This window comes from Bradyrhizobium sp. AZCC 2230 (genome assembly GCF_036924495.1).
Taxonomy (GTDB): domain Bacteria; phylum Pseudomonadota; class Alphaproteobacteria; order Rhizobiales; family Xanthobacteraceae; genus Bradyrhizobium; species Bradyrhizobium rifense.
The window spans coordinates 8,957,126-8,984,070 of the sequence record NZ_JAZHRS010000001.1; the positions used below are offsets into that span (position 1 = coordinate 8,957,126).

Below are 26,945 nucleotides of genomic sequence, written 5' to 3' on the forward strand. Positions count from 1 at the left end.
AATTGCTTTTTTTTTGGACTCGATTTTTCTGGAACCTTGTCCTTCAATGCAACCTAGGCAGAAGACGGAAACGCCATGGTCGCCGAAAATTTCGAAGCCTATCTCACTGCGCTGGGACTTCCTCCGGCGACGCCCAGGCAGGCCGCAACGTCATCGCAACACTAAAGGCGTTTGCTTATGCACCTCGATGCGCAGACCTTCTTCTCGCTGCTGATGAACGGATTGGCCAGCGGTTCGATGCTCTTCATCGTCGCTTGCGGTCTGTCCCTTATCTTTGGGGTCACGCAGATCGTCAATTTCGCCCACGGCTCGTTCTACATGTTGGGCGCCTACATCGCCTACACGCTGACTCGCCATTGGGGCGGAAGCGGGTTTGGTTTTTGGACCGGCGTAGCCGCATCGGCTGCGCTAACGGGGGCGATCGGCGGCCTCGTCGAAATCATTATCCTCCGGCGCCTCTATAAGGCGCCGGAACTACTTCAATTACTTGCTACGTTCGGCGTTGTACTCGTGGTGCAAGACGTCACACGTTACGTCTGGGGCAATGAAGACCTCATAGGGCCGCGCGTGCCGGGCCTTGCTGCAGCAGTTGAACTCTTCGGCGTCCGTTTCCCGTCCTATAATTTGTTCCTGATGTTGCTGGGGCCTGCGATTCTGGGCCTGTTATGGTTTACGTTTCATCGCACTCGATGGGGCACGCTCGTACGCGCTGCGACCGAGGACCGGGAAATGGTAGGGTCCCTCGGTGTAAACCAGCGTTGGCTGTTCACTTCCGTTTTTGTTCTCGGCTGCGCCTTGGCCGGTCTTGGCGGCGCGGTGCAGTTACCGCGGGATGCCGCTAACTTGGGCATGGACTTTAATCTGCTTACTGAAGCCTTCGTTGTAGTCGTTGTGGGTGGGCTCGGCAGCATCCCCGGTGCCTTTGCGGCAGCGCTGATGATCGGCGTCGTCCAATCGTTCGGCACGCTGCTTATGCCATCCATGACCTTGGTCACAATTTTCATAGTCATGACCGTGGTGCTCGTTTTTCGGCCCCACGGTCTTGCCGGAGAGCCCCAAGTGCTGGTACGCGATCCTCGGCAGGCTGACGATACAGTGCTGTCGCCCGGCGGCCGGGAGCAATGGACCTACTGGGGATTGGGCATCGCCTTCGTAGTGTTCGCGCCGTTGCTGCTCGGCGACTACGGCGTCACACTGGTGATCGAAGCTCTCATATTCATCCTGTTTGCTGCCAGCCTGCATTTCCTGGTGGGGCCGGCCGGCATACTTAGCTTTGGTCATGCCGCTTATTTCGGACTCGGCGCGTATTTCGTTGCACTCGGCGTGAAGTATTTCCACCTACCGTTTATCGCGGCCCTGATCGGTGCGCCGATAGCGGCCGGACTGGGCGCGGCTCTGTTTGGCTGGCTGTGCGTGCGGCTCAGCGGCGTCTACCGCGCAATGCTTACGCTTGCACTTGCGCAAATCGTTTGGTCTGTGGCTTGGCAGTGGATCAGCGTGACAGGAGGCGACAACGGCATTTTGAAGGTGTGGCCGGATACTTGGGCGCGCAATCACATCGTCTATCTCTATCTCACCTTCGCCATCGTGGCGGCTGCAATCTTTGTCTTGCGCAAGGTGGTTTTCTCGCCTTTCGGCTACGCCTTAAGAGCGACACGGGATTCACCGTCCCGGGCAGATGCCGTCGGCATCAATATTCGACGAACGCAATGGTTTGGCTTTATTCTCGCCGGCGCGGCCGCCGGACTCGCTGGAGCTCTTTACGCTTTCGCCAAAGGCAGTGTGTTCCCGGATGTCGTGTCAATTTCTTTGTCTGTTGATGGCCTCGTCATGCTTCTGCTTGGCGGGTTAGAGAGCATGGCCGGTCCCATCGTCGGCGCCGCCGGGTATCATTGGCTTTTGGCGGAGCTTCAGCGCACCACAGAATTCTGGCGCGCGCCTCTCGGCGTCGTGATCGTGCTTGCCATCATGTTCTTTCCGCGTGGCATTGTCGGGATGCTCCAGAGAATCTGGCCTTTGGTGTGGCGCCGCATGCCGATTTCCAAACGCGTTTCGGTGAGGGACGCGCCATGAGTGTCGCAGGCGAACTCACTGTTCGATCCATCCGGAAGGCCTTTGGTGGCGTGAAAGCGGTGGACGACGTCTCCTTCTTCGTTAATCCGGGCGAGATGGTTGCAATCATTGGCCCCAACGGTGCCGGAAAGTCGACCTGCTTCAACATGCTGGGTGGCCAGATCACGCCGGACGCGGGCGAGATACGTTTCGACGGCCACCTCATCAACGGCCTTGGCCCGTCGAAGATCTGGCGGCTCGGCATTGGCCGGACATTCCAAATCACCGCTACGTTCCCATCCATGAGCGTGCGCGAGAATTTGCAGATGGTACTGCTGTCGCACCACAGAAAACTCGGTAGTTCGTGGCGACCTGCTCCATCTTACTTTCTCGATCAAGCAGATCATCTGCTCGATCGCACGGGTTTGCGCGCGCAGGCTCGCCGGCCTTGCGGTGTGCTCTCCTATGGCGATCTAAAGCGCCTGGATCTTGCCATGGCGCTCGGTAATAGCCCTAGGCTGCTGCTGATGGATGAACCAACGGCAGGCATGGCGCCGACCGAGCGTATCGCCATGATGAAGCTGGTACGTACTCTCATGGAGAGCGAAAGGGTCTCCATCCTGTTTACGGAACACGATATGGACGTGGTCTTCGGCCATGCGGACCGCGTTATTGTGCTCAATCGAGGCCAAGTCATCGCTAGCGGGGTGCCCACCGCCATTCGCGAGGAAAAGCTCGTGCAAGATGTGTATCTGGGCGGCGGTACGATGTACGGGGCGGCATAATGCTGACAGTCAGCGACATCAATAGTTTCTATGGCGCCGCGCATATCCTGCACGACGTGTCGCTTACCATTAGCCAGGGCGAGGCCGTCGCATTGTTGGGTCGTAACGGAGCGGGAAAATCGACGCTAATGAAATCGATCATCGGAATTGTCCCGCCGCGTTCGGGCAATATCATGTTCGAAGGGAAGGAAGTAAGCGGGCTCGATCCTTTCGTGATCGCTCGGCGGGGGGTCGGTTTCGTTCCAGAAGATCGACGGATTTTTGTAAGCCTAACCGTCGAGGAAAATCTTGAGGTGGGACGCCGCCACGCCCCGATGGGGCGCGAACCCTGGACGCGCGAAAAGCTCTACTCAATCTTCCCCAATCTCGCTGAAATGCGCGGGCGCCTGGCCGCCCATATGAGTGGCGGCGAACAGCAGATGCTAACCGTCGCGCGCACACTCATGGGAAATCCCTCTCTCATTCTTCTGGACGAGCCCTCTGAAGGCCTCTCGCCCAAAATCGTCGAGCAGGTCGCGCAAGCAATAATTCACGTCACTGCGTCCGGCATCACAGTTCTGCTGTCGGAGCAGAATATGCATTTCGCCAGTTTGGTCTCGGAGCGCGCCTATGTGATCGAGAAGGGCCAGATTAAGTTCTCCGGTACCATCGATAGTCTTCGATCGAACGATGATATCCGGCGAAACTATCTCGCCATTTAAAGGTCGACCGATAATGTGGATATCGTTGATGCGGCTCTGTGCCAGTGCGTCGAGTGCATGCGCGCCGACGTCGGAGTGAACCAGATCGCTGGGCGTCTTCGCCAATATACGTGACACGTCCAACGCAACCTTGCCATTGCCGACAATTACCGCGACTTTGCCGTATAGATCGAACGCAAAGTCGCGATAGTGTGGGTGCCCATTGTACCATTCGACGAATTCGGTTGCAGTATTGCTGCCGGAGAATTTCTCGCCGCGAATGTCCATGGTGAACGTGGCAACGGTCATTCACGGATATAACCCAAATCTCAATTATTTTATCCAGAGTTTGGATTTTAAATCCAAAGAATCCGATGCTTCCTAATATAAGTGGGCATTTCACCGACCGTTTGAGTGGGACTGCAGGACGCTTAGCAACGCCCAAGTGAGCGCTGCCAAGGCCGAAAATCCTGTGGATTACGAGTGGGTCGATAGCGCGATGTCTGGCTAGCGGGCCCATGGTAGTGCGCGCGTCCCCCGCGCGATCTCTCGAGCTGCTTGGTTGTGGGGCCGACTTTCGCTATGCAGAGCCGAAGGTTTTCTGTGTACGGCTTCCGCCGGCTGCCTCGGGCGGATATGCGCCGGGAATTCGCCTCAAGCAGGAAACGCTGGCTGAAGAATTCGCCGTAAGCCGAACGCCGATCCGCGAAGCGCTGTCCCGCCTGGAGGCGCAGGGGATCGTTGCCCAGGAGCAGCAGCGCAGCACGGTAGTCTCGACGCAGGCCCATGCCGTTCGGATTGCCGGTCCTGGCGAAGTTGGTCCAATGAGCGTTTTAGGATAATCCTCCCCAGTCATTGGCTTCTTGATGTCGAGTTCGGTGAGACTCGTAAACCAGGTCCATTTGTCGGCATTGTTGCCATCAGAAGCGGGACCTTGTGGAACTTGCCTTCCGCCATCAAGGCCTGCATCTGCCCCGGCAGGATCGTTCCGTCCACCGAGCGCACCGCACCGTTGAGGAAGCGGCCGCCTTGGCGATGATCTCGTCCACGGACTTGGAGCGCATGCATACCGCGGTCTGGTCCTCGCAACCCATCGTGGTCGCGAAGTCCGAACCTGTCGTTTCGACCATCTCAAGCGAAGTCTGCGCTGGCGCCGACACCCCCGCTTTCAAGGATGACCCTTTGGAACAGGCCCGCGGCGCCTGGCGAAACGTGGTTGAACAGGGTGGCTATGCCAACGGCGCTTTCGCCGAATACCGTCACATTGTTAGGGTCACCGCCGAACGCCTTGATGTTCTGTTCCACCCATTTCAGCGCAGCCTGCTGGTCGAGCGTGCCGTGATTGCCGAACGGATGGCCTTGTCGAGCGCCGGATGCGCCATATAACCGAACACGTTCATGCGGTAGGTGGTGGACTCCACGACGAGGTCACCGTCTTTGACCAGCTTGCGCGGGTCATAGTCGTTGGTACGGCCGTTGAGTTGGCCGCCGCCATGGAGCCATACCATCACCGGGCGTAGCTTGCTGCGGCCCGACGCCGGCGCGAAGACATTCAGATAAAGACAGTCTTCCGTGGTGCTGCGGACAGCCATGACGCCGAAGGTGTTTGTCTGCACGCAAGCGGGGGCGAAGGCACCGGCGTCACGCTCGCCAGTCCACTTGGCAGGCGGAGCGGGCGCTTCCAGCGCAGTTCGCCGACCGGCGGCGCCGCGAAAGGAATGCCGAGAGACGCGCTGATGCCGTTCGCGGCATAGCCTTTCAGCGACCCGTCGCTGATCTTCGCCACTTCGGGCGTGCCTGACTTGACGTTGGCGAACAGATCTTGGCGTCTGCCGAAGTCGCGCAGGACAGCGCCAGCGTCATCAACGCCGCGTTGCCGGAGTGATCGCCTTTGGCGCAACAACTGGCGTAATGAAGGGGTTATGGATGACGTTTTTGGCGCGAAGCGGAAATAGGCCAAAACGGAGAAATCAGCTAAGCTACGGCTAACGAGCCGTGCGTCGCGTTCATGATACCTAAATCCTCTAAGGTCATCGGGAATTAGTATTTGTGTTGGCACCGAGACGAAATCATTGTTGGCGATCCTAGGCCGTGCTTCCGGGCAGCTGCCACAAAGTACAAACTACAGAACGTACCTTTTTCACGCGTGAGCAAGGCTGTGAAACCCACTTTTTATAAGTTGCACACTTGTATTCCTGCAAGTTACCGAAGTTGCCGCCAGCGAAGGGGAGGTGGCAATGAGCGCGGTGGCTCTCGCGACTAAGGTCGCTCAATTCGTTTTTGGGTCGAACGAATACCTTTGAGAGCCGCGGGGCGCCGCTCAACTAAACCAAGGATCATCAGTGGAAAATATCGCACCAGACGATTTTGAGCCGATTTTTCGAACGAATGGCTTCGATTCGGCTTTCGGCACAGTTTATCTGAATCGAAAGACGACGACGCTTGGATTCCGTGTCACGGAGTACCACACCAATGTTACCGGAAATTGTCATGGTGGCGCGATGGCAACCTTTGCCGACATGCAGATCGCAGCCATCGTGCGTTCGGGATTATTAACCACGGAACGTCATACGCCAACGATCAGCCTATCCGTCGACTATATCGCTCCTGCGCCGCTTGGTGCTTGGGTTGAGGCAAACGTGATTCTTATTAAGGAAACCAAATCGCTGATTTTTACCCAGGCTCTTATCACGACGAACGGTGAACCGGTCGCACGGGCAAATGTAACTTATCGAAACTATAGCGCGGTGGCTGTTCCCCGTCGCTGAGGCCTGCCTTTCCTCTCAAGGAAACGAAAACCGACTTTATGAAATAAGTTTGGAAAACCTCCGGCGTTGCCCTGCCGGAGGTGTCTTGTTCAGAGTTCATTACGGAATGAGCCCCAGCCAGTGGATCGGGGGCTAACGAATCTGCGCACTGCGCGCCTATTCTCATCGACGCAGATGCAAGACGATTTTCCTGGGAAGATACTGTCCATTCTGGAGTATTCCGAACTACAGGATCAGTTGAAGGATCGTCTGGGGTTGCGCGGCTGACGCAGGGCTCCCAGGTGGCGCCGGAAAAGATCCAGGGCGTCCAGGTCGTTTTTCTCGACTGGGTGTTGGGACCGGATCACGATCAAGATTCGAAAAAGAAGGCGGCAAAGGCTGCCCGCGACATCTATGAGAAATTTTCCGCGGATCGGAAGCCGTTAATCGTGCTGATGTCGGACAGCTACAATCTGTTGAAGCTGAGCAGCAGCGGCCGACATAGCCTTCACGGGCGTCGAGGTCGATGCCGATGCAGCGATCGGCGACCCCGAGAATGGCCTACCGCTGATCGAACGCGTGATCGATGACGCCCGCATCGCGTTATGCGCCGCAGCCGGCTGGGCGATGGATGAATCGTTCAAGACCACCATCGAATATCTCAAGACCCGAACCCAGTTCGGCGTCGCCATCGGCACCTTCCAGACCCTGCAGCACCGCGCCGCCGACATTTCGTCGCCGCCGAGCAGGCCGCCGCATGTCGATGTTCGCGACCGTGGCTTGCGATTTCGACGACGCCAGGGAACGCGCCACCGCAGTCGCGGCGGCGAAGGTGCAGATCGGCAAGTCGCTGAAATTCGTCGGCCTGCAGTCGATCCAGCTCCATGACGGCATCGGCATGACCATGGAGGCCCGGATCGGCCATTACTTCAAGCGACTGAGCATTATCGAGAAGACATTTGGCGATACGGACTTTCATCTCCGCCGCGTGGCCGGGGGCGGGGGGTTGATCTAGCCCGCCCGTTCCGCACGTCAGATCAAATCGCCGCCAGCGGCTGAAGCCGTGGTGCCGTGCTTGCGGAAGGCCTTGATGACGTTACGGCCGACTTTCCATTTGTGCACCTCGTCAGGACCGTCGACCAGACGCTGCATACGAACCTCCGTATACCACTTCGCCAGCGGAAGATCCTGGCTGTAGCCCAACGCACCATGCAACTGGATCGCGGTATCGATGACTTTGTGCACCATGCGAGCCAGATAGACCTTGGCGATGGAGTTTTCCTGCGTTAGGTCCAGACCCTTTTCAGCCTTGTAAGCAATATGCAGCAGCATCAGCCGAGCCATATAGAGCTGGCTGGCGCAATCGGCCAACATGAACTGGACAGCCTGCCGATCGGCGAGCAGCACGCCGAAGGTCGAACGCTTGGTGACATATTCCGTCGCCATATCGAGAGCCCGCTGGGCCTTGGCGACGTTGTGCATGCCATGGCGCAATCGGCCGTAGGCAAGGCGGTGTTGTCCCATATCGAAGCCGTTGCCTTCGCCGCCCAGCAGATTTTCGGCGGGCACCTTGAGATCCCTGATCTCGACCTCCGAATGGCCGCCGGAAAGCGCGTGGGCATGCGGCCCCTCGATCGCCATGGTCTTGATGTCGCGTTTGATGTTGTAGCCGGGGTTGGGTAATTCCACGATGAATGTCGAAAATTGCTTGTGCCGTGGCGCGTTCGGATCGGTCTTGGCCATTACCAGGGCCAGGTCGGCGACACCGGCGGATGACGTAAACCACTTCTCGCCGTTGAGAATATAATTGGCATTGCCATCTTTTTCCGCGCGGGTCTGCATGCCCGTGGCATCGCCACCCGCCACCTTCTCAGTCATCGAGAAGCAGATGCGCTTCTCCCCGTTCAATAACGGCTTGAGGAATTTTTCCTTCTGATATTCCGTTGCGTGCGTCATGATCGTCATGATCGAGGCATCATCGGGCCCCTGCGTGTTCATCGACAGCGCACCGAGTGTGCTTTCGCCGAGCTCCATCTGCACCAGTGAGTTGGCGAGCGGGCCGAGCCCCATGCCGCCATATTCCTTCGGAGCGAACGGGCACCAGAGGCCTTGCGCGCGCGCTTTGGCGCGCAGCCTGCCCAGCACTTCCTTCAACGGCTTAGTGTCCAGTTCCTTTTCCGCCGGGATACATTCATCGTGAACCCATTTGCGGACTTTCTCCCGGACCGCCTTCGCCTCTGCCGGGATTTCGAAATCTATCGACATAATTCTTCCTCGCTGTACTGGATAATCAAGCTTATAGGGTGACATATGCCCGTGGCGAGGCGCTTGGTGGCGTGATTAAGATCGATACGATATCGAATGAGATCGATACGATATCAGTTCATACTTGCCTTGACGCCGTCAGGCGAGTGATCATGTTGATCGCGGACGTAGGCTTTTAATCGCTGTTTGGCGTCCCATAGAGACTGCCGACGGCGGGTAGGGAAAAACGTTTGCGTGGAGGACATCCCACAGGGGCCTGTAAGGTCGATCAAGCGACCGACGACCGGCTTCATGTCGCACCTCGTCTCTGTCTAACGCAGTGAAGGGCTCAGCGCGTGAAGCCGCAGGGAGCTCCGATGTGCCAAGCGAGAACAACGGGTTGGTCTGAGCCCAGACTGACTTCTGCTACACTGACTTGTCGTTACATTATTGTTTTCTCAATAGTTAGCTTGATTGAAGCGGAACGCCGGCTCACCTGACGCCGGGCAAACATCTAAGAAATGAGGGACGCATGACTCTGTTCAATATGTCCGGGAAAGTTGCAGTCATCACTGGCTCTTCGCGGGGGATAGGTCGTGCTATCGCGGAGCGGATGGCCGAACACGGTGCTAAGGTTGTGATCTCCTCACGCAAGCAACAGGCTTGTGACGAAGTGACGGAGGCGATTAACGATAAGGCCGGCAAACAGGTCGCGCTCGCCATTGCGGCGAACATCTCGGTCAAGGAAGAACTCAAGGAGCTCGTCGAAAAGGCCAACGGCGCGTTTGGCAAGGTCGATACGCTGGTCTGCAACGCGGCGACGAACCCATATTACGGACCGCAGGCGGGAATTTCCGACGACCATTTTCGCAAGGTTCTCGAAAACAACATCATAGCCAACCATTGGCTAATTACGTTCGTAGCGCCCCAGATGATTGAGCGCAGAGATGGTTCGATCACCATCGTCTCATCCGTCGGCGGTCTCAAAGGGACGACAAATCTGGGCGCCTATTCGATTTCGAAGGCTGCCGATATGCAACTCGCCCGGAATCTGGCCTGTGAATACGGCAAGCACAACGTCCGCGTGAACTGCATCGCGCCTGGCCTGATCAAGACGGATTTTGCCCGGGCGCTTTGGGAAAATCCGGAAACGCTGAAAGCCCTAACCGCCACTGCGCCGCTGGCACGCATCGGAGAGCCCGATGAAATTGCCGGCGCCGCGGTTTTTCTGGCATCAGCGGCCGGTACCTTCATTACGGGACAGACAATCATCATCGACGGCGGAGCATTGATCAGCTGAGTGCTGCTGGGCCGACGAAGCCGGTCAACCAATTGTGGCTTTACCTGCGCTGCGATTTAAGCTCGCCAAAAAGCCAACACCCGAGATACCATTGTCGACGACCCCGAGGTGATCGCGATGGCCTCCTCAGTCATGACGCTCTATCCGGGTGACATCATTGCAAGCGGGCCCCGGCCGGTGTCGGGCCGCCAAAAGCTGGAGATTGGGTCGCAATCCGGATCGCAGGCGTTGGTGAGATGACGCTGGATGTAAAGCGGGGAAGGGACGGTGCGCATCCAGTTTGGAAAAAGCGCCGGCCATGAGTTCTGCATAAGATAATGGCGGTTCCTGCCGGAAAGCCGCTACGCGCGCCGCTAATGTTCGGGCGGCGCTTGTTTCGCGCAGCAGGTGGCTCGCATCAATGCTTTTTCGGCATCGCTCCAATGCATCGCGGTGGCCGTGTTGACCTTCGAAGGCGATGGGTCTATGGTTGGACCAAAGAACGTGAGGGCCAGGGATGGCGGCGGACGGTTTTGATGCGGCGGCACAGGTGGCTGTCGTTACCGGCGGTGGAAGCGGTATCGGGCAGGCGCTCTGTGGGGCACTTGCCCAATCCGGCATTCGGAGCGTTGTCGCGGCCGATCGCAATCTCGAAGCAGCCCGACGGGTAGCGGCTGCAATCAATGAGACGTACTCCCACAGTCCCGCGCTGGCGCTTGAACTCGACGTAGTTGAAAGCCGATCCCTCGAAGCCTTGGTGGAGAAGGTCGAAACGGAGATCGGCCCGATTGATCTCTGGCGCTCGAACGCTGGACTTCACGCCGGCGACGGCCTTGGCGAAACGACTGATTGGCGGAGGTCGCTCGACGTCAACTTGATGGGTGACGTCAACGCCGCGCGAGCCGTCATTCCACGCATGGTCGAGCGCAGAAACGGACACTTTGTCGCCACCGCTTCCGCGGCCGGACTGCTGACGGACTTCCGCTGTGCGCCTTACGCAGCTAGCAAGCACGCCGCCGTCGCGTTGGCCGAATGGCTCTCGATTACGTATGCCGATGACGGCGTCTCGATCTCGCGCGTCGCCCAGAGGGTGTACGGACCGGAATGACGAAGCCCGACAGTCTCACGGCTGGAGTGTCGAGCAACTTTCTCGCGCCGGAAGACGTCACTCGAGAAATTATCGAGGCTGTATAGTAGTGGTTGTGCTCTGAATTATTCGCGAAACGCCAACTTCATGTTCGTTGAGAGCGGTCGTGCCAGAAAAATATGATTATATCATTGTTGGATCCGGTTCGGCAGGCGCGGTCATAGCAAACCGCCTCACCGAAACAAGCCGCACCCGCGTATTGCTTTTGGAAGCCGGCGGGCCGGATAATAATCCTCTGCTTTCTATGCCTCTTGCTTTTCGAACGGTGTTCAGCAGGCCAGCCTACAGCTGGGATTATATGTCGGAGCCTGAACCCGGTCTGGGAGGGCGGCGGCTGCCAATCCCGCGAGGACGGACGCTCGGAGGGACATCGAGCATCAACGCTATGATCGCGATTCGCGGAAATTCGCGCGACTTCGATCAATGGGCAGAGTCGGGCTGCAAGGCTGGGGCTATCAGGACGTTCTTCCCTATTTCAGACGTCTCGAGCGGAGTTGCGCGGCGACAACGTCTACCATGGTGGAAGCGGGCGGGTCGAAATCACCCAGATGACGTCGCCGGACATGCTCTACGAGCCTTTGCGGAAGGCGGCGGAGAGCATCGGAATTCGCTCGAACGACGATCCTAACGGCCAGTCCCAGGATGGAATCAGCAGGATGGAGGCCACGATCGGCGGAGGATATCGTTCGAGCACGTCGCGAGCCTATCTGAAGGACGCGAGAAAGCGGTCGAACTTAACTGTCCTGACCAAGGCCGTAGCTTCGAAAATCATTCTTGAAGGCGTGCGAGCCATCGGCATCGAGCATGTCCGAAACGGGTTTCGGGAATCTTCTTTCGTTGGAAAAGAAATCATTGTTTCGGCAGGGTCGTACAACTCACCCCAACTGCTGATGCTGTCCGGCATCGGTCCTGCCGAGCACCTCCGCGAGAAGGGTATCGTTCCTGTTGTTGACTTGCCTGGCGTGGGACGAAATCTGTCCGAGCATCCCAATATTATTATGGCGTTCGGTACGCCAGGCAAACTGGGATATACGAAGTTTCTGAGGTTTGACCGCGCAGCCATGGCCGTCGCACAATGGTTTCTCTGGCATAGCGGGCCTTTCGCAACGAACGGAGCGGCTGCAAATATCTTCCTCCGTACTCGCCCCGAGTGTGACCGTCCCGATATGCAAATTATTTGCATGCCCGTGAATAACACGGCGACTCTCTGGTTTCCGGGAGTGCGGCCTCAGGAGATCGTCGGACTTTCGGCGCGATTGGGAGCACTTCATCCGAAATCACGTGGTGCGGTCGAACTGCGTTCCAGCGATCCGGGGGAAAGCCCGCGGATCTCTTTCAACATGTTTTCCGAACGGGACGATCTTGCCACCATGGTCGCGGGGGTTAAACTGTGTCGCGAGATTTACATGGCGCTGCATCGCGACGGCATCGTCACAGAAGAAATTCTGCCCGGTTCGCAGATTCAAACAGACCAGGACATCGAGGAATTCATCCGCGAAAATGCGGGTCATCGATCGCATCCTGTGGGAACTTGCAAAATGGGAACAGATCGGATGTCCGTGGTTGATGAGCAATTGCGGGTCAAGGGCATCGCCGGCCTTCGCATTGCAGATGCCTCGATTATGCCGAAGTTGCCAAGCGGCAATACGAACCTGCCGTCGATCATGATCGGAGAGAAGGCGTCCGATCTATTGAAAGGCAAACTGCGTTATGATAGCGAGGGCGCGGGTCGCGCATGATTGCGCGCGTTTGAGTTTTCCCCGCCGCCAGACGCGCCATGGGACCGCAGCGGCGGTCGGTTTTCCCAGCCTTGTGCTGATCTGCCTTTTCATTGTCGGCCGCTCGATCCCAGACGTCACCTAGGATTCAGGTACTCCACGATCCGATCTTTCAGATGTATGTGGCGTTCTGGATTTTCGGTCTGCTTCACCATTCGTCCGAGACCAGCTGTTTTCGACCGGGCCGATCGGTGTGGTTTTCAATGCTGGCTGAGATTTGCGGCGTCCGGTGCCTTAGCAGTGACGCATCTCACGCAAAGCAGAAACGATCACCAGACAAGCCGTCTCACGATGAGGGCGACATCGGCCGCTGGGCGCCTAGCCTACGCGCCGTGATATGATACCAGTCCACTAACCGCCGATGCGGGTTTCGATCGGCGTGGCGGTGGTCTGCCCCCTTGAAAGTGGTCCTCCCTGAAGTATGGCTTTAAGGCTGATGGGGGATGCAGAATGCCCGAGAAGAGACATATGGCGGACTGAAGGAGTTTGGTGTTAATCGGCGCCTCAGCTCTTCGGAAGGATGATCGGGCGTCCTAGTCCCATCCATGCGATCGGTGAGGAACAGGCCTCCGGATTGCTTTCCACGCGCCATTCGGCCGCGACGATGCGTCGGGCGGTAAAGTTGTTGGCCTGATCGGAGACCAGCCACTTCAACGGTTCGGCCATGATTTTCGGTTGCAGCATCGCTTTCCGGTCGAGGCCGGATTGCACGGGCACGAAGTCCGTATTAACGGGACCGCCTGGGACGAGGACATTGGATGTGACGCCGGTTCCTTCCAAATCGGCAGCCATGACGGCGGCCGCCGCCTCAGCCGATGCCTTGCATGGGCCGTAAGGAATGCGCCCGCGATTGATCATGCTGTTGAGACCCGTGGTATTGACGATAAGGCGTCCCCATCGCCGCGCAATCATCGCCGGCGTAACGGCCCGTGCGAGCCGGAAGGTCACTTCAGCATGGATTGCGCTGAATTCGCGCCACTGCTCTGCCGTAACCTCCCAAAATGGCACGGGATTTTGCCAGCTATCCGCCCGGATGGAGCCCGTGCCGATGCCGGCATTATTAATCAGCACGTCGATCCGCCTTTCGCTTTCGAGGACCTTCGCGACCGTATCTTCCGGCGCCTGACCTGAGGCGAGATCAACAAACATCGTTCGTAGCCGTTCCGTATTGCCGCCGAGCGTCTCGCGCAATTCATGGGTGCTTTTCTCGTATCGTCCGAGAGCGACAACGATGAACCCTTCCTCAAGAAGAGCTTGCACCATGACGCGCCCCATTCCTCGCGTGCCACCAGTGACGAGGGCAACCTTCGTGGTTTGTCCGACCGAGCGCTCCGAAGAGCTGGTTTCTGTTTCCATTTTGAGTGGCGGCCTTCAGAGTTGCATAATGTTTAGGGTGTCGCTATTCAACTGACTCGAAGATAGTCTCAAGCGGCATGGTAGAATAAGGTCCAAGACAGGCCGTTCTATCTCGGAAGTCCCAGGACGCGCGCGGCCAGAATATTGCGCTGAATTTCCGATGTTCCGCCAAAAATGGTGGTCGGTCTGGCGATGAGAAATTGCTCGCCGACCGAGACGTCAGTGCCCGGCAGGGCACCGACCCGGCCCGCATCTTCCTCGCAGATCAGGAGCGTCAATTCGGTCAACCTCTGATAAAGCTCCGACTGGTTTATCTTCAGCATGGACACGTCGGCGCCCAAGTCGCCGCCGTCCCGAAGGCGGTCGACGAATGTCTGGTAGAGCGCTGTGTGATCTTCCAGATCCAGGCGAAGTTGAACATACCTGCTCACCGAAACGGGATCGTCCCATGCCTTGACCCGTCTCATGACCTCATTAAGTTGGGCAAGAGCATTTTCCGACTGTTTTGGAGATCCTAGCGAAATTCGCTCGAAGCCTAAAATGGCGTTTGCCATTTTCCATCCCTCACCGACTCCACCGACCAGATAATCGGCTGGCACTCTCACATTTTCGAAGCGAACCTGGCACAGATCCTCGTCACCCGAAATGTCGAGAATGGGCCTAACGCTGATGCCCGGAGCATCCATGGGCAAGAGCAGAAAGCTGATGCCCTCCTGCTTGCGCTTCTCTTGGCTTGTCCTGAAAAGCCCGAACATCCAGTTGCAATTCGCGCCTCTCGTCGTCCAGATCTTTTCGCCGTTGATGACCCATTCATCTCCTTGGCGCTCAGCCCTGGATTTGAGGCTCGCAAGGTCGGACCCGGCATTCGGTTCGCTATAACCTTGGCACCAGGCGTCTTCGCCCGACAGAATCCGGGGAAGAAAATGGGCTCGCTGGGCGTCGGTCCCGTAATGGATGATGAGCGGGCCGATCATGACGATACCAGTTTCATTTAGGCGAACGGCGCCGAAGCGGGCCAATTCCTCCGTGATGATCAACTGCCTGATGGCCGACATGCCTTGCCCGCCATACTCCACCGGCCAGCCGGGCGCCAGCCAGCCCCGCGCATGAAGCGCCTGATACCAGGGCAGGGCAACCTCGAACGGAAGCCGCTTTGGTGAATTGCGCACTTCGAGGGGGTAATTGTCCGCAATCCACTCGCGCGCACGTAACCGAAATTCCTCGTCGCTCAGTTCAATGTCGGAAGCGACTTGCAACATCACAACTTTCCTCGTGCTGCGCATACAAGAGTCAAATAGCGGGCGCGGTGCGCAGTCGCTGATCCGTAGCAATTCATAAGGACCATCGCTTTGCGCAGGAACAAGCCTATGTCAGCTTCATCCGTGTAGCCAATGCCGCCATGAAGTTGAACCGCCTGCCTTGTGACCAGAAGAGCCACATCCGAAGCACGAGCCTTCGCCCGTGACACTGCCTGTTTCGCGGCCGCAAGAGAGGGGCTCGATTCCAGTATCGCTGCGGCCTGCTGGATGGATGCGCTCACCAGCTGAATCTGGATATAGAGATCTACCATGCGATGCTGGATGACCTGAAAACTACCGATCGATCGATCAAATTGCTTCCGCGTCGTAACGTAATCCTTTGTGATCGCGAACGCTCTGCGCATGACGCCCAGCAGGTAAGCAGCGATTCCAAGCGTAATTTCTTCCTGGACCGTTTCGAAGGACCCCTTGATCGGCTCGATCGGCGTGTTGTCGAACCTCAATTCGGAAAAATGCCCGCCATCCTGCAGGGGCGTCGTCAGCATCTTTAGTCCGGGTGCATCCTTTCGTACAAATTGTAGTCCGTTGGAGGTCGTAACCACGAAGCCGCCTGCGGCCTCAGCCATATGAACGTATTTTTTCGACCCGATCAGCTTGCCTTGCGCCAAGCGAACCGTCGGCGCTTTCGATTCAAGGTCCCCCGCACGTTCCTGCCATGCCGGCAGCACGATCAAGGATCCACTCATCACGTCTTCGAGAAGAGTGCCGCTCAGAAGAGGCGCGGTGCATATCGCCTCTGGAACGGGCTCGGGCGCCATACAGGCTCCCAAACGCTCGGAGAGAGCGCATAACTCCTGAATTCCAAGACCGATGCCGCCCTGTTCGTTTGGCACGCGCAGCGAAAGCCAGCCGAGATCTGAAACCTGTTCCCAGAAGTCGCGGCTAATTCCTGGCCGATGGCCTCGAAGCGCACGCGCGCGCCGCAATTGCTCCAACGATTCGAGAAAGGCCGCGCTTCCAACAATGAGCGCAAGGGTTTCCGCGCGATCCCCGGTCTCCGTGTCCGTCATCGCGCTGCCTCCCTATTGACGATTAGCGCGTCCACGGCCTGTAGCCCCCGCGGGCTTGCGATTTCTGGACGCCGTGCAATTGCCGCTTGGATTTCCATTTGCAACCTTTATCCGTGGGTTCTCGGTCGAGTTTTCGAGTTTCTGATGAATTGACCTGGTTCACTCATCAGCTCATCCCAAACCGGCAATGCGCAAAGCCCAAGCACACTCGTCGTCGAAAGTGGCGCTCGCCGCGACGTCGTACATGATGCCTTCGAAGCTTCACCAGCGCAGCCTTCTCCCTGCGCCATCGCCAATCCCGGTGTATGCGGCTATTCGGGTAGCCATTCCACTACGCCGCAACTTTCCGCATCATGTAACTGATGGGAAGCCGTTCGAGGCCGCACACGAAATTGGCATCCGCCCATGACACATCGCCATCGAGGCTTACGGCATCGAGGCGCGGTAACAATTGAGCGTAAAGCGTGCGCATTTCCATTCTGGCTAGGTGCATGCCGAGGCAAAGATGCGCGCCATAGCCGAAGGCCAGGTGACGGTTGGGTGATCGATCGACCTTGAACGAGCAGGGATCGTTAAATGCCTCCTCGTCCCGATTGGCCGACTGGTAGCACATCATGAGAGAGTCGCCCGCCTTGATATTGCGACCGCGCAACACGTAATCTTCCTGCGCGGTGCGGAAAAAGTGCTTGACCGGAGTCACCCAACGGAACATTTCCTCAATGGCGCTCGGTATCAGGGCGGGATTGTCCTTGAGCTTTCTGAGTTCGTCCGGATTTTGCATCAGCGCAAGAAGTCCGCCAGCGGTGCTGGCGCTCGTCGTGTCGTGGCCGGCGGTGGCGACAATCACAAAGTACGAAATTGCCTCGCGAGCATCGATCGGCCTTCCAGCGATGGTCGCGTTGGCGAGCACCGTAGTAAGGTCATCGCGCGGATCCGAACGACGTTCCGCCGACAGCCTACCAAAATACTCCGAAAATCGTTTAACCGCGTCCAAACGCACTTGTGAACTTGTACGTCCTCGCATCACGTCCGGATCATTCGAACCGAACAGTTCTCGCGTCAAACTCAGCATCAGCGCATCGTCCTCGCGCTGGACTCCGAGGATCATCATAATGACGCGCAGTGGATACCACACCGCGACGTCTTTCACAAAATCGCAGCGTCCGCCTAGGGCCTCAAGGCGATCGACAAATTCCCTCGCAAGAATGGTGAGTCCCTCTTCCAACTTCTTCAAGTTTGGCGGCATAAACCAGCCTTGGGTCAGCGCGCGGTAAACCCGATGATCAGGATTGTCCATGCTGACGAGGGTTCGAACACTGGACACGCTTCCAGTTGCAGCCTTCATCCGTTCGTCGTCCGCTTCGAGTTGAAGGATTATACGCTGTTCGTTGGTGAAACGATCATTTTGGCGTTCGATTTCCATGACGTCCGAATGTCTGCTGACAGTCCAGAACGGATGATAACCTTCGAGCTCGGTCCAATGGACGGGATCGTCGCGCCGAAGGTCGCGAAACAGCTCGTCGTATGCGCCCGGCGTTGAGTAGGTAGCTGTTGCAACAATCGTGCTATCGATGGTCTTGCTCATAGTGCCCTCGTCCATGATGCCCTTGTGTGCCGTGACGTTCGCAAACGCATTCAATCCGATGAATTGCGGCGGTCTGGAAGCGTTGATGAGACCATCAGGGATAGCCGCAAGGCACGCGGTACTGTTCGCTAGATTCATGCACAATGAAGTGGAAACGGCGTTTTCCTCGTTGCAACCATCTTTGCGTTGTTATTGTTTTGCTGGGCGACGCGCGTTTATTGGGTGAGCGCGCTTAGAGAGAGTACTTATGACAGCCTTCCGAAGGCTGCGTCTAATATCCTTATGGTATCCGGTGATACTGCTATCCTATCAGTAGAGACGAATCTTACGTTTGATTTCAAACCGGACATAAGAGAGAACCGGAGGATCAGTCGAAGCAAAAGGAGCAGGCGATGGAAGAGGTGATGTCGTTAAGGGGAAAAGTAATTGTTGTTACGGGCGCAGCGCAGGGGATTGGACGCGCGATTGCAGCGTTGGCGATTGACTTAGGTGCCAGGGTTGTCGGTGTTGATCTCAACGCAGAGAAGCTGGAAGCACTTGCAACTGCCATGAACGGTCACCTGCTGCCTTATGTTGGCAGCGTCGCGGACCCGGAATTCGCCGAGGCGACGGTGCGCGACGTCGCCTCACGTTTCGGCTCCATACACGGCCTCGTGAATAATGCAGGAATCACCAGGCCGGCGATGATTGAGAAGATGACGTTGCCACAGTGGACTGAGGTCATTGCGGTGCACCTGACGGGAGCCTTTCTGTGGACACAGGCTGTCGGCCGAACGATGGTCAAGGAGGCAAAAGGCGGTCAGCAAAACTGCGGTTCAATCGTCAATATATCGTCAGATGCGGGACGAGCCGGAGCTATTGGCCAGATAAACTATGCAGCGGCGAAGAGTGGTCTTCTAGGGATGACAATGACCGCCGCAAAGGAATGGTCGAAGTTCGGCGTCCGCACGAATTCGGTTTGTTTCGGGGTGGTCGAAACCCCCATGACGGAAACGATCCGGGGCGACAAATTTCGCGATGGCATTTTGGCGCGGATCCCGATGGGCCGTTGGGCACAGGCGGAAGAGGCGGTTAAGCCCGTTTGTTTTCTGCTCTCTGACGCTGCTTCATATATTACGGGTCAACACATCGCGGTTGACGGCGGATTCCACATTTCTATCTAGCAGAACGCTGCTGAACGACCTTCTCCAGGCGCGGTTGATCTCCGCAAGCTGAGTGTGCGCGGCTTGCCTAAGTGCTGCAACGACGTCGCCTTCGTCCGCGGCTTCGTGTTTCAGTTTTCGTCCATAACAGGTGCGTCGCGCTTCGCGATTATTATACGCAAATCCTCTAAGGTTATCCGCAATGAGTCATTGTATCCGCACCGAGACCATCTCATTGTTTGCACTCTTAGGCCGTGTTTCCGTGGCAAGTGCCGAGAAACACAAACTACAGAACGTGCCCCGTTATTACGCGTGAGCGAGGCTGTGAAACCAGTGTTTAAGTTGCGCGCTTCTATTCCCGCAAGTTGGTGAAGTTGTCGCCTGTGGCGCAACGCTAGCGCGCGATCTTGAAAGGAAAATGTAATGGGGACGGGACCTCAGAGAGTCGCTCTCGTAACCGGCGGAAGCCGCGGTATTGGAGCTTCGACGTGTTTAGCTTTGGCCCGAAATGGGATCGATCTCGCGATTGGGTACCGCACTAACGAAGACTCAGCAACTCGGATCGCTCAGGAAGTGCGAGCGATGGGTCGAAGAGCTGAAATATTTGGCGCAGATGTCACGGTGGAGGCGGAAGCTCAGGCGCTTGCCGAGCAGGCACTCGCAGCCTTCGGCGCGATCCACATTCTAATCAATAACGCCGGCTTCGGAAGTAGTGTTGTGGGACGGCCTCAAATTACAGAAATTCGGCTGGATCATCTAGATCTTCTCATGCGCGCTCACGTTTACGGACCCCTTACACTGTGTCGCGCACTGGTGCCCCAAATGCGAAAACACGGGCGAGGAGATGTAATAATGGTGTCCTCATCGGGCGTACAGATGCTCGGCAGAAATATGGGCAATTACATCATGGCTAAGGCTGCAATGGAAGCGATGGCCGGCGTCCTGGCACGTGAAGAGCGATCTCATGGCATCCGCGTCAACATAGTCGCTCCAGGTCTTACCGATACCGACATGGGTCTTGGTTTCATGAGAATGCGCGCGGGGATCGAAAGTATGCGAGATGTTGATGCTAAGATGCCATTTGGCTTCGTTTGCCAGCCGTCTGACGTCGCGAATACAGTCGCGTTCTTAATCTCGGATAAAGCGCGCTATATTACTGCTCAACGACTAACGCTCGATGGGGGTAATTTCTAAACGATACTTTGCTGCCACTGAATTCGCGCGGCTATCATACGGGCGTTAAGGCTACTTGCGATATAGAACAAGTCCTCGCACTAGACGCCGACTGTGTCATCTATTCTCCTCTCCGACGTAATCATGAGGACGTGATCAAGCTTCTACGAAGCGGAAAGAGCGTAGTCAGCACCGTAGGATACGTCTACCTCTGGGGAGCACTTCAGTTCTGGTCCGTGATCGAAAGTGGGCGGGCGGAAATTGTCGATGGCAAGGGCGCGGTCGGAGATGGACTTATGTTTCATCCGACGCCAGGACATACAGTTGGCCACGTGGCCATAAAGCTGCAAAGCAATGAACACAGCGCTGTCTTTAGCGGGCACATTATGCATCAGCCGCTGCAGGTGTTCCGTCCCGACTGGAACAGCGCGTTTTGCGAAAATCCGGTGCAAGCCCGGGACTCGCGCCGTTGGTTGCTTGAGCACGCGGTCGAGACGAGATCGACAGTATTTCCTGCTCATTTTGAAGCCAGTTCCGCCGGCTGCGTGACGCGACGCGGCGATGGGTTTCATTGGCGCTTCTGTCTAATACACAGATCAATCGTGCTGAGACCGGATTCGTCTAAATGGCTGCCGACAGGCGATTCCAGGTCGAGGGCGAACTTGCTCTCGAAGAGATCTGCTCAGCGCGGATCCGACGATTTGCCGGTGCCCAGCGTGGCTCCCAGCTCTGGCGCCGCGCGGCGCCATCGGGGCTGGGCCAACGACGCTGCAGCGGAAAGGCGCCGCGCACCGAACCATACGCAACCCGTATGACGTCGGTCGCAAGCAATCTTAGACAATGGCTTCCCCGGTCCGCATGGTCGAGCGCAGGCATGAACTGTTGACGGGACCGGGCACCCTGAGGATACCGGGGGTCTTTAATGGCTTGGCGGCATTGCAGGCGAAGCAAGCCGGTTTCAAGGCGCTTTATCTGTCAGGCGCTGCGATGTCGGCTTCGATGGGGCTGCCTGACCTCGGGATCATCAGCAAGGAAGACGTCTGTTTCTTTGTGAGGCAAATCTGCGGCTCTTGGCGTGAAGCGGCCGACGCTAGAGTCTGCTGGCGGCTGACAAATCCGTTCGCTACTCGATTTCGCCGATCCTCGAGATCGGTTCGCTTGCTGCGCCGTGGGCGTCAGCCCACGGGGATGTGTGTCAGTTTATCTGGCAGGCCTTCTCAAACGCTAAGGATTTGGACATGGTTTCATTGGACATGGCTTCAAGGAGCGTTGCGATCGCGGTCGGTGCGTTTCTGCTTGCGGTTTCTCAACCCGCTTTGGCCGAGAAGAAATACGGTCCGGGCGTAACAGATACCTCGATCAAGTTCGGCCAGACAATGCCATATAGTGGCGGGGCATCCAGCCTGAGTGCGGTCGGTAGGGTCCAGACCGCTTATTTCAAAATGATCAATGCTCAAGGGGGCATTAACGGGCGCGCGATCAACCTGATCTCGAAGGATGATGGCTTCAGCCCGCCCAAGACAGTCGAACAGACGCGCTCCCTGGTCGAAGGCGAAGAAGTCCTGGCAATGTTTTCGTCGATGGGATCAGCGCCAAATCTGTCCGTCGCCAAATATTTAAATAGCGCGCAGGTCCCGCAAATAATGGCGCTGGCCGGTACTCCGAAGGCCATCGACCCCGTTAACTTTCCCTGGACGACAACATTCTATTCGACGTTGACAGTCGAGGCGAAAGTATTGGGGGCTTACTTGCTGGAGGTGAAGCCGAACGCCAAGATAGGTATTCTTTATCAGAACGACGAAAGCGGTAGGACATATCTCGAGGGTATGAAGGCTGGCCTGGGTGACAAGGCTGGAACGATGATTGTGAAGGAAGTTGGATTCGACCTGAGCTATCCGACTATCGATTCTCAGATCATCTTGCTTCAGTCGTCTGGGGCCGACACTGTCTTCGTCGCGTCAGTGGCTCCGAAATTTGGTGCTCAGAGCATCCGCAAGATCGGTGAGCTCGGTTGGAAACCATATCTAATTTTGGCGCCAGGCGTGTCAGTGATCGAGACGTCGCTAAAGCCGGCTGGCCTGCAATATGCTGTGGGCGCCGTGAGTGTGCAATTTTACAAACAGCCTGGCGATTCCAAATGGGATGCGGACCCCGGGATGATGGAGTATTATACGTTCATGAAAAAATGGGCGCCGGCAGAGCTACCTGCGGACGCGCTCGCGGTCATTGGCTACAGTGCGGCGCAGATGCTCATCGACACGCTAAAGCGATGTGGTGACAATCTGACGCGAGAAAACCTAATTTACGAGGCGACCCATATTAAAGACTACGAGCCAACTTTGTTCCTCCCGGGCGTAAAGGTCAATGTCACTCCGGAAAGTCGTATCCCGTGGCGGCAGAGGCAGATAACCCAGTTCGACGGCACGAACTGGACCTTTGTGGGCGGCGTTGTGACTGCAGCCGGTGAACGATAATTCGATAGGACGTCTCCAGGCGGATAGCCGTGCTAGCTTGAGCGCACAAACAAAAGCTGACGGGCGAGGGTGTCTCCTACGGGTAATCATCCGTTTGGCCGCATTCGTGGTGCTTTGATCAATTGGGCATCCTGTCCGCTGGCGCCACTGCGACGGCACACGAAATTAGTCGTGAATGCGTTTAGTTGCAGTTGGAGATATGAAAAATCGCCTTCGGAGTGTGCCGGTTCCGTGACGCGTCGAAGCGGGCTGGTTACGTTTCGGCGGTTGCTTTCGTTGATTTAAGAATGGGAATTTTATGAGAACTCTTCGTGGAGAGTTTGCATCGTTACCGTTACCGGAGCCGGTGGCGGCATGGGACGGGTTTACGCACATCGGCTGGCCAGCCTCGGCGCTGATGTTGCAGTCCTCGATGTCGATCTCAACGTCTCTAAGCGTTATAATGAACGCCTATACTTGGTCTCGGGCGCAGGAAGCCCTGTCACAAGCGGTCGGGCTTGATCCGGATCCTTTCGACGACACGCTTCTCGAATATCAGAACCCTCTGACCGGCGGTCCCACGCTGCTGACAATCGGCACCGCAATCCAGACGCTGCGGCCCGGCGCAAAATGCAAACCGCATCGTCGCACAATCCATTTCTGGCGGAATCGGGACTCCTTGGCGCGATTTTGTTCCCTACTTCTGGTCAGACTTGTACGGAGTACGTCTACAAATGTTGGGTTCCGCGGTTGATGCCGACGACATACGGATTGTGCATCAAGACAACGAAAAGCGGGCGTTCGTGGTGAAGTATCGAAGGGCAGTGAGGCTCATCGGCGTGGTAGGATGCAACGCTGCTGCAAAGATCATGCGTTATAGCGCCGGGCTTACCCGCAGCGTTGCTGACCTTGGCGCCGATGTATAAGGCCAAGATAAAGATGCTCAAGATCGACGCTCAGTCAGCTGCGGAAGGCAGAGAGTCCGAAGACGTGGCTTGCACTCTTAGACTGGACAAGGGGCTTGCCTTCATTGTGCGATTGCTCGATACGCGCTTTACCCGGCGTTTGCGCGAACGCAATACCGGTCGCGCCACAGCCATACCTAGCTAGGCGATCAGAATGCCGGTTCTTTTCATCTTTTCCTCCATTGGCATTAATTGATGCGCACCGGCGGGCCGCTTCACGCAATGAGGCGCGCGGCGCGTTGAAACAGCTTGATGCACGAAGTATGAAGTCGGTCCCCGGTCGCATTATCGGCGGCACCGGCGCAGGCACGGGCGTAGGTACCTTCCAGAATTATCCCGAGTTTGTAACAGCCGAGTACGCCGTACCAGTGAAGGTTCGACGTGTCGCGCGTACTATGCGAAGCGTAGTGCTCCATGAGTTCGTCCGCGGTAGGAAAGCCATCCCAGGGGCTTATATGAACGTCTGAAATCGAGCGCCCGTCTGAGCCCGGCCAGGTCGCCATGATCGACCCCATGTCGATTAGCGGATCACCAATCGTGGCTAGTTCCCAATCAACCATGGCAACAAGCTCAGGACCATCGTTGCGGAACATGACGTTGGCCAAATGATAATCGCCGTGCATGAGGCCAGGCGAGAAATGCGCCGGCTGGTTGCGCGTCAACCAATCTGCGACTTCGTCAAGCTCCGGGATTGAACCCCGCCAAAGCGCCGTCGACCAGCGCAAATCCCGTGCGCCGCCGGACCGCGGCATCTCCAGCATGGAGCGGCGGCAGCGCAACCATGGCACTGAACCCCGCCACCGGCTCCATCAAATAAAAGGCCGCGCCGATTGCGTCGGTCGATGAGCAGGCAGCGATCAGGCCGGGATGCGGAACGTCGGAACCGGCGAGGGCGCCGAGCACCCGCGCCTCACGACGGTTGGTGGCATTGCCGTCGCCACGCGGACTGCGTGGCGACCGCCGTAGGACATAGCTGCGACCGTCGCGTTCGAACCGCAACAGAATATTCTGGGTGCCGCCCGCCAGGGCGGTGGGGTTCTCAATCGGGCCCCGTCCAAGGCCGCGATCGTCCATCCAAGTTTGCAGCTTGCCGAGATCGACAAGGGCCTGCCAAGGGTCTCCGCTCATGCGTCACTCCTAATAAGTCGCGATCACGACGCGAGGCTTGCCGCATATAACTCAACCGCATGCTCGCGGACGCGCCGATGAAGCGGGCGGACAAGCGCGTTGCGCTTCGGTTCCGGATCGGTCACACAGTCCCGAGCATTGTCATGTACCTTTCTTCATCATTAATTGCGTTGCCTTCTTGCCATCGCGTCGCGCGAACCTAAGGGCCGTGGGGTGCCATCGCCGTCAAATAGGCCGTGAGCAGGGTGGCGTCGGGGCAACTGTTCTCTGGCCCCAAGTGTCGGTCAATTCGGACCGGATTTGGGGCTTGAGCAGCTTTCCCGTGGTGTTCCTGGGGAGCGGTGACCGCCTCAGCTCGATCATCACCGGAATCTTGAATGCTGCCAGACGCGTCGAAAGAAATCGCTTCAGCTCTTCCTCACTCACGTCGTCGTTTTGGGGGATTTCAACGACAGCGGTGACTTGTTCACCTAGTGTTGGATGGGGAAGGCCGATGACAGCCGCATCCTTCACCGCCAAATGCTCAAGCAGAGCGTTTTCCACCTCGACACAGTAGACGTTCTCGCCGCCGCGGATGATCATGTCCTTCGCGCGGTCGACGAGGTAGATGAATCCATCCTCGTCGAGCCGACCGAGGTCACCGGTGCGCAGCCAGCCATCAACGATCGTAGCCCTAGTCGCTTCGGGATCGTTCCAATAAGCCTTGATCACGCCAGGACCGCGCACCCGAATTTCGCCGATTTCGCCGACTTGCGCCTCATGGCCGTCGGCAGCGATGACCGCGATATCGACCACCGGCATGGGATATCCGGCACTTGCGGGATGATCGGCGCAGTCGGGACCCACAACCATCGCAATCATTCCGGAGGTCTCGGTCAGCCCATAGCCAGTCGCCGGCACTACCGTAGGAAACGCCTTCATCAGCCGCGCCGCGAGCTCGGGCGGCGATGGAGAGCCACCATAACTGATCATCTGAATGCTGTCAGTGGCAACCTTGCCATTCTGGGCCTCCTCAACCGCCTGCAGCATTGCCGTCGGTACACCGCTGAAATTGGTGATGCGCTCCTGCTCGACCAACTCGAATCCACGGGCCACATTCCATTTGTACATAAGGACGAGCTTAGCACCGCCCGCGACAGCCGGGAGTAGCTGCGCGAAGCAGGCAATTACATGGAACAGCGGCCCCATGGCGAGCAGCGCGCGCGGCGGCATGGGTTTGGCCAGATCGCTGAGAGTGCCGCCCGCGCGGAGTTTTGCGCGCGCAAGAGAGACCGCGCTATTCATGAGACTTGTGCACGCGCCGCGGTGAGACCCCAGGGCCCCCTTCGGCCGGCCGGTGGTGCCGGAAGTGTAGAAGAGGGTCGCGCGGTCGTCTGGCCGCAACTCGCGGCGTGGCATCGCAACGCTTGTGTTGGAGCGATAGCTTCCGTGCTCGCCAATGATCGTCTCCAGGCGACAGGCAAGGGCGGGTAATTCCTGTTCCGTCAGGCGCGTGACGATTGCTCCGCGAAGCGGAAGGTCAGGAAGGAACGGCGCGAGTACGCTGTAGCGCTCAGCGTCGACGAGGATTACCTTCGTGCCGCTATCCGCTAACGCGTAGTTGAGCTCGGTGCCGACCCACCACGCGTTCAGCGGCACCACGATAGCACCGATCGCCACGCCGGCCCAGAACGAGATCGACCATTCCGGGAGATTGCGCATCGCGATTGCAACCCGATCGCCCTTCTCGACGCCGTAGCGTTCAACCAATTCGTGCGCGAGCAGCGCCACAGCCCGATAGTGTTGCTCAAAGGTCAGACGTTCGCTTTCATAAACGATGAACTCCCGGCTGCCCCAGTTCCGGCTTGTTTCAAGAAGCTCACCCAGATGTCGTGGTGCCTTCTTGTAGGTGCGTAGGGGAATGCCATCGATCTCTTGGGTCTGAAGCTCGAATGGTGCGCCCGGGCCGGTAAGAACCCGGTCAACTTCGGGTAGAGTCGGCAGCGCTTTCGCCATAAGCGACGACATGAGGTATCTCCCTAGTTTTATTTATTGATCTTCCTAACGGCCGCTCGCGCGGCTTCCACCGCGCAAGCGTAACGTTTCACTTTTTCCGAGACGTG

General features: G+C 57.4%; 24 protein-coding genes and 3 pseudogenes. 16 read left to right on the plus strand and 11 right to left on the minus strand.

Annotation, left to right across the window (positions count from 1 at the left end; genetic code table 11):
* Positions 1-177 precede the first annotated feature (177 nt).
* From V1280_RS42625 to V1280_RS46965, 4 genes are all read left to right on the plus strand, one after another.
* Positions 178-2,073 carry an ABC transporter permease gene (locus tag V1280_RS42625; protein ID WP_334536866.1) on the plus strand — a complete coding sequence of 632 codons (1,896 nt, stop codon included), beginning with the start codon at positions 178-180 and terminating at the stop codon, positions 2,071-2,073.
* Positions 2,070-2,837: an ABC transporter ATP-binding protein gene (locus V1280_RS42630; protein WP_334536867.1), complete on the plus strand. Its 768-nt coding sequence runs from the start codon at positions 2,070-2,072 to the stop codon at positions 2,835-2,837. The genes V1280_RS42625 and V1280_RS42630 overlap by 4 nt, the downstream gene beginning before the upstream one ends.
* Positions 2,834-3,538, plus strand: coding sequence for an ABC transporter ATP-binding protein (locus V1280_RS42635; RefSeq protein WP_334538577.1), 705 nt, complete (start codon positions 2,834-2,836; stop codon positions 3,536-3,538). The genes V1280_RS42630 and V1280_RS42635 overlap by 4 nt, the downstream gene beginning before the upstream one ends.
* A 497-nt stretch (positions 3,539-4,035) precedes the next feature.
* Positions 4,036-4,359 carry a GntR family transcriptional regulator gene (locus V1280_RS46965; RefSeq protein WP_442895197.1) on the plus strand — a complete coding sequence of 108 codons (324 nt, stop codon included), beginning with the start codon at positions 4,036-4,038 and terminating at the stop codon, positions 4,357-4,359.
* Positions 4,360-4,648: 289 nt separating this feature from the next.
* On the opposite strand, the gene V1280_RS46970 is transcribed toward V1280_RS46965, so the two are convergent.
* Together V1280_RS46970 and V1280_RS46975 are read right to left on the minus strand one after the other, a co-directional pair.
* A complete protein-coding gene (locus tag V1280_RS46970; protein ID WP_442895198.1) occupies positions 4,649-4,822 on the minus strand; it encodes a carboxylesterase family protein in 174 nt (57 codons plus the stop codon).
* A 5-nt stretch (positions 4,823-4,827) separates the two neighbouring features.
* Positions 4,828-5,202, minus strand: coding sequence for a carboxylesterase family protein (locus tag V1280_RS46975; protein WP_442895272.1), 375 nt, complete (start codon positions 5,200-5,202; stop codon positions 4,828-4,830).
* 657 nt (positions 5,203-5,859) lie between these two features.
* Between V1280_RS46975 and V1280_RS42655 the strand changes: the two genes are divergently transcribed.
* The gene (locus tag V1280_RS42655) at positions 5,860-6,285 is read left to right on the plus strand and encodes a PaaI family thioesterase (RefSeq protein WP_334536873.1); all 426 of its coding nucleotides are present in this window, start codon (positions 5,860-5,862) and stop codon (positions 6,283-6,285) included.
* A 471-nt stretch (positions 6,286-6,756) separates the two neighbouring features.
* A pseudogene (locus tag V1280_RS42660) lies at positions 6,757-7,279 on the plus strand (acyl-CoA dehydrogenase); the annotation flags it as partial.
* Positions 7,280-7,296: 17 nt separating this feature from the next.
* Here the strand turns inward: V1280_RS42660 and V1280_RS42665 are convergent.
* Positions 7,297-8,574 (minus strand): acyl-CoA dehydrogenase family protein, encoded by a 1,278-nt coding sequence (locus tag V1280_RS42665; RefSeq protein WP_334536875.1) that lies wholly within the window; start codon positions 8,572-8,574, stop codon positions 7,297-7,299.
* A gap of 466 nt (positions 8,575-9,040) precedes the next feature.
* Here V1280_RS42665 and V1280_RS42670 point away from each other — a divergent pair, with 466 nt between their 5' ends.
* The 5 genes and pseudogenes from V1280_RS42670 to V1280_RS42685 all read left to right on the plus strand — a co-directional run bounded on the left by V1280_RS42670 (position 9,041) and on the right by V1280_RS42685 (position 12,673).
* Complete coding sequence (locus V1280_RS42670) at positions 9,041-9,808, plus strand: SDR family NAD(P)-dependent oxidoreductase (RefSeq protein WP_334536877.1); 768 nt, start codon at positions 9,041-9,043, stop codon at positions 9,806-9,808.
* Between the two features lie 117 nt (positions 9,809-9,925).
* A complete protein-coding gene (locus V1280_RS46980; protein ID WP_442895199.1) occupies positions 9,926-10,048 on the plus strand; it encodes a hypothetical protein in 123 nt (40 codons plus the stop codon).
* Positions 10,049-10,304: 256 nt separating this feature from the next.
* The gene (locus V1280_RS42675) at positions 10,305-10,895 is read left to right on the plus strand and encodes an SDR family oxidoreductase (protein WP_334536878.1); all 591 of its coding nucleotides are present in this window, start codon (positions 10,305-10,307) and stop codon (positions 10,893-10,895) included.
* A 145-nt stretch (positions 10,896-11,040) separates the two neighbouring features.
* Positions 11,041-11,319: pseudogene (locus tag V1280_RS42680) on the plus strand (GMC family oxidoreductase N-terminal domain-containing protein); the annotation flags it as partial.
* Positions 11,320-11,428: 109 nt separating this feature from the next.
* Positions 11,429-12,673 carry a GMC family oxidoreductase gene (locus V1280_RS42685; RefSeq protein WP_334536879.1) on the plus strand — a complete coding sequence of 415 codons (1,245 nt, stop codon included), beginning with the start codon at positions 11,429-11,431 and terminating at the stop codon, positions 12,671-12,673.
* Positions 12,674-13,216: 543 nt separating this feature from the next.
* Here the strand turns inward: V1280_RS42685 and V1280_RS42690 are convergent.
* The 4 genes from V1280_RS42690 to V1280_RS42705 form a co-directional block, all read right to left on the minus strand.
* Positions 13,217-14,068, minus strand: coding sequence for an SDR family NAD(P)-dependent oxidoreductase (locus tag V1280_RS42690; protein ID WP_334536880.1), 852 nt, complete (start codon positions 14,066-14,068; stop codon positions 13,217-13,219).
* 107 nt (positions 14,069-14,175) lie between these two features.
* Positions 14,176-15,327, minus strand: a complete 1,152-nt coding sequence (locus tag V1280_RS42695) for an acyl-CoA dehydrogenase family protein (RefSeq protein ID WP_334536881.1) — start codon at positions 15,325-15,327, stop codon at positions 14,176-14,178.
* The gene (locus V1280_RS42700; protein WP_334536883.1) at positions 15,327-16,397 is read right to left on the minus strand and encodes an acyl-CoA dehydrogenase family protein; all 1,071 of its coding nucleotides are present in this window, start codon (positions 16,395-16,397) and stop codon (positions 15,327-15,329) included. The genes V1280_RS42695 and V1280_RS42700 overlap by 1 nt, the downstream gene beginning before the upstream one ends.
* 331 nt (positions 16,398-16,728) lie before the next feature.
* The gene (locus V1280_RS42705) at positions 16,729-17,982 is read right to left on the minus strand and encodes a cytochrome P450 (RefSeq protein WP_334536885.1); all 1,254 of its coding nucleotides are present in this window, start codon (positions 17,980-17,982) and stop codon (positions 16,729-16,731) included.
* Positions 17,983-18,374: 392 nt separating this feature from the next.
* Here V1280_RS42705 and V1280_RS42710 point away from each other — a divergent pair, with 392 nt between their 5' ends.
* Positions 18,375-19,145, plus strand: coding sequence for an SDR family NAD(P)-dependent oxidoreductase (locus V1280_RS42710; protein ID WP_334536887.1), 771 nt, complete (start codon positions 18,375-18,377; stop codon positions 19,143-19,145).
* A 402-nt stretch (positions 19,146-19,547) separates the two neighbouring features.
* The gene (locus V1280_RS42715; RefSeq protein WP_334536888.1) at positions 19,548-20,318 is read left to right on the plus strand and encodes an SDR family NAD(P)-dependent oxidoreductase; all 771 of its coding nucleotides are present in this window, start codon (positions 19,548-19,550) and stop codon (positions 20,316-20,318) included.
* A gap of 143 nt (positions 20,319-20,461) precedes the next feature.
* On the opposite strand, the gene V1280_RS42720 is transcribed toward V1280_RS42715, so the two are convergent.
* Complete coding sequence (locus V1280_RS42720; RefSeq protein WP_334536890.1) at positions 20,462-20,869, minus strand: hypothetical protein; 408 nt, start codon at positions 20,867-20,869, stop codon at positions 20,462-20,464.
* A gap of 268 nt (positions 20,870-21,137) precedes the next feature.
* Between V1280_RS42720 and V1280_RS42725 the strand changes: the two are divergent.
* From V1280_RS42725 to V1280_RS46985, 3 genes and pseudogenes are all read left to right on the plus strand, one after another.
* A pseudogene (locus tag V1280_RS42725) lies at positions 21,138-21,359 on the plus strand (isocitrate lyase/phosphoenolpyruvate mutase family protein); the annotation flags it as partial.
* 176 nt (positions 21,360-21,535) lie between these two features.
* Complete coding sequence (locus V1280_RS42730; RefSeq protein WP_334536892.1) at positions 21,536-22,771, plus strand: ABC transporter substrate-binding protein; 1,236 nt, start codon at positions 21,536-21,538, stop codon at positions 22,769-22,771.
* A 647-nt stretch (positions 22,772-23,418) separates the two neighbouring features.
* Entirely contained in the window at positions 23,419-23,676 is a 258-nt protein-coding gene (locus tag V1280_RS46985) for an oxidoreductase C-terminal domain-containing protein (RefSeq protein ID WP_442895273.1), read from the plus strand.
* Between the two features lie 254 nt (positions 23,677-23,930).
* Here V1280_RS46985 and V1280_RS42735 read toward each other — a convergent pair whose 3' ends face one another.
* The 3 genes from V1280_RS42735 to V1280_RS42745 all read right to left on the minus strand — a co-directional run bounded on the left by V1280_RS42735 (position 23,931) and on the right by V1280_RS42745 (position 26,850).
* Positions 23,931-24,377: a phosphotransferase gene (locus V1280_RS42735; protein ID WP_442895200.1), complete on the minus strand. Its 447-nt coding sequence runs from the start codon at positions 24,375-24,377 to the stop codon at positions 23,931-23,933.
* Between the two features lie 16 nt (positions 24,378-24,393).
* Complete coding sequence (locus V1280_RS42740; protein WP_334536896.1) at positions 24,394-24,843, minus strand: phosphotransferase; 450 nt, start codon at positions 24,841-24,843, stop codon at positions 24,394-24,396.
* Positions 24,844-25,068: 225 nt separating this feature from the next.
* Positions 25,069-26,850, minus strand: a complete 1,782-nt coding sequence (locus tag V1280_RS42745; protein WP_334536897.1) for a class I adenylate-forming enzyme family protein — start codon at positions 26,848-26,850, stop codon at positions 25,069-25,071.
* Positions 26,851-26,945 lie beyond the last annotated feature (95 nt).

What these genes read in the sequence shown, in the direction of transcription:
- V1280_RS42745 (WP_334536897.1), bottom strand. Translation starts at nt 26,850, where the DNA reads ATGTCGTCGCTTATGGCGAAAGCGCTGCCGACTCTACCCGAAGTTGAC.
- V1280_RS42740 (WP_334536896.1), bottom strand. Translation starts at nt 24,843, where the DNA reads ATGAGCGGAGACCCTTGGCAGGCCCTTGTCGATCTCGGCAAGCTGCAA.
- V1280_RS42730 (WP_334536892.1), top strand. Translation starts at nt 21,536, where the DNA reads ATGGTTTCATTGGACATGGCTTCAAGGAGCGTTGCGATCGCGGTCGGT.
- V1280_RS42710 (WP_334536887.1), top strand. Translation starts at nt 18,375, where the DNA reads ATGGAAGAGGTGATGTCGTTAAGGGGAAAAGTAATTGTTGTTACGGGC.
- V1280_RS42630 (WP_334536867.1), top strand. Translation starts at nt 2,070, where the DNA reads ATGAGTGTCGCAGGCGAACTCACTGTTCGATCCATCCGGAAGGCCTTT.
- V1280_RS42625 (WP_334536866.1), top strand. Translation starts at nt 178, where the DNA reads ATGCACCTCGATGCGCAGACCTTCTTCTCGCTGCTGATGAACGGATTG.
- V1280_RS46965 (WP_442895197.1), top strand. Translation starts at nt 4,036, where the DNA reads ATGGTAGTGCGCGCGTCCCCCGCGCGATCTCTCGAGCTGCTTGGTTGT.
- V1280_RS46980 (WP_442895199.1), top strand. Translation starts at nt 9,926, where the DNA reads ATGGCCTCCTCAGTCATGACGCTCTATCCGGGTGACATCATTGCAAGC.
- V1280_RS42720 (WP_334536890.1), bottom strand. Translation starts at nt 20,869, where the DNA reads ATGAAACCCATCGCCGCGTCGCGTCACGCAGCCGGCGGAACTGGCTTC.
- V1280_RS42675 (WP_334536878.1), top strand. Translation starts at nt 10,305, where the DNA reads ATGGCGGCGGACGGTTTTGATGCGGCGGCACAGGTGGCTGTCGTTACC.
- V1280_RS42665 (WP_334536875.1), bottom strand. Translation starts at nt 8,574, where the DNA reads ATGTCACCCTATAAGCTTGATTATCCAGTACAGCGAGGAAGAATTATG.
- V1280_RS42670 (WP_334536877.1), top strand. Translation starts at nt 9,041, where the DNA reads ATGACTCTGTTCAATATGTCCGGGAAAGTTGCAGTCATCACTGGCTCT.
- V1280_RS42690 (WP_334536880.1), bottom strand. Translation starts at nt 14,068, where the DNA reads ATGGAAACAGAAACCAGCTCTTCGGAGCGCTCGGTCGGACAAACCACG.
- V1280_RS42705 (WP_334536885.1), bottom strand. Translation starts at nt 17,982, where the DNA reads ATGAGCAAGACCATCGATAGCACGATTGTTGCAACAGCTACCTACTCA.
- V1280_RS42715 (WP_334536888.1), top strand. Translation starts at nt 19,548, where the DNA reads ATGGGGACGGGACCTCAGAGAGTCGCTCTCGTAACCGGCGGAAGCCGC.
- V1280_RS42695 (WP_334536881.1), bottom strand. Translation starts at nt 15,327, where the DNA reads ATGTTGCAAGTCGCTTCCGACATTGAACTGAGCGACGAGGAATTTCGG.
- V1280_RS42700 (WP_334536883.1), bottom strand. Translation starts at nt 16,397, where the DNA reads ATGACGGACACGGAGACCGGGGATCGCGCGGAAACCCTTGCGCTCATT.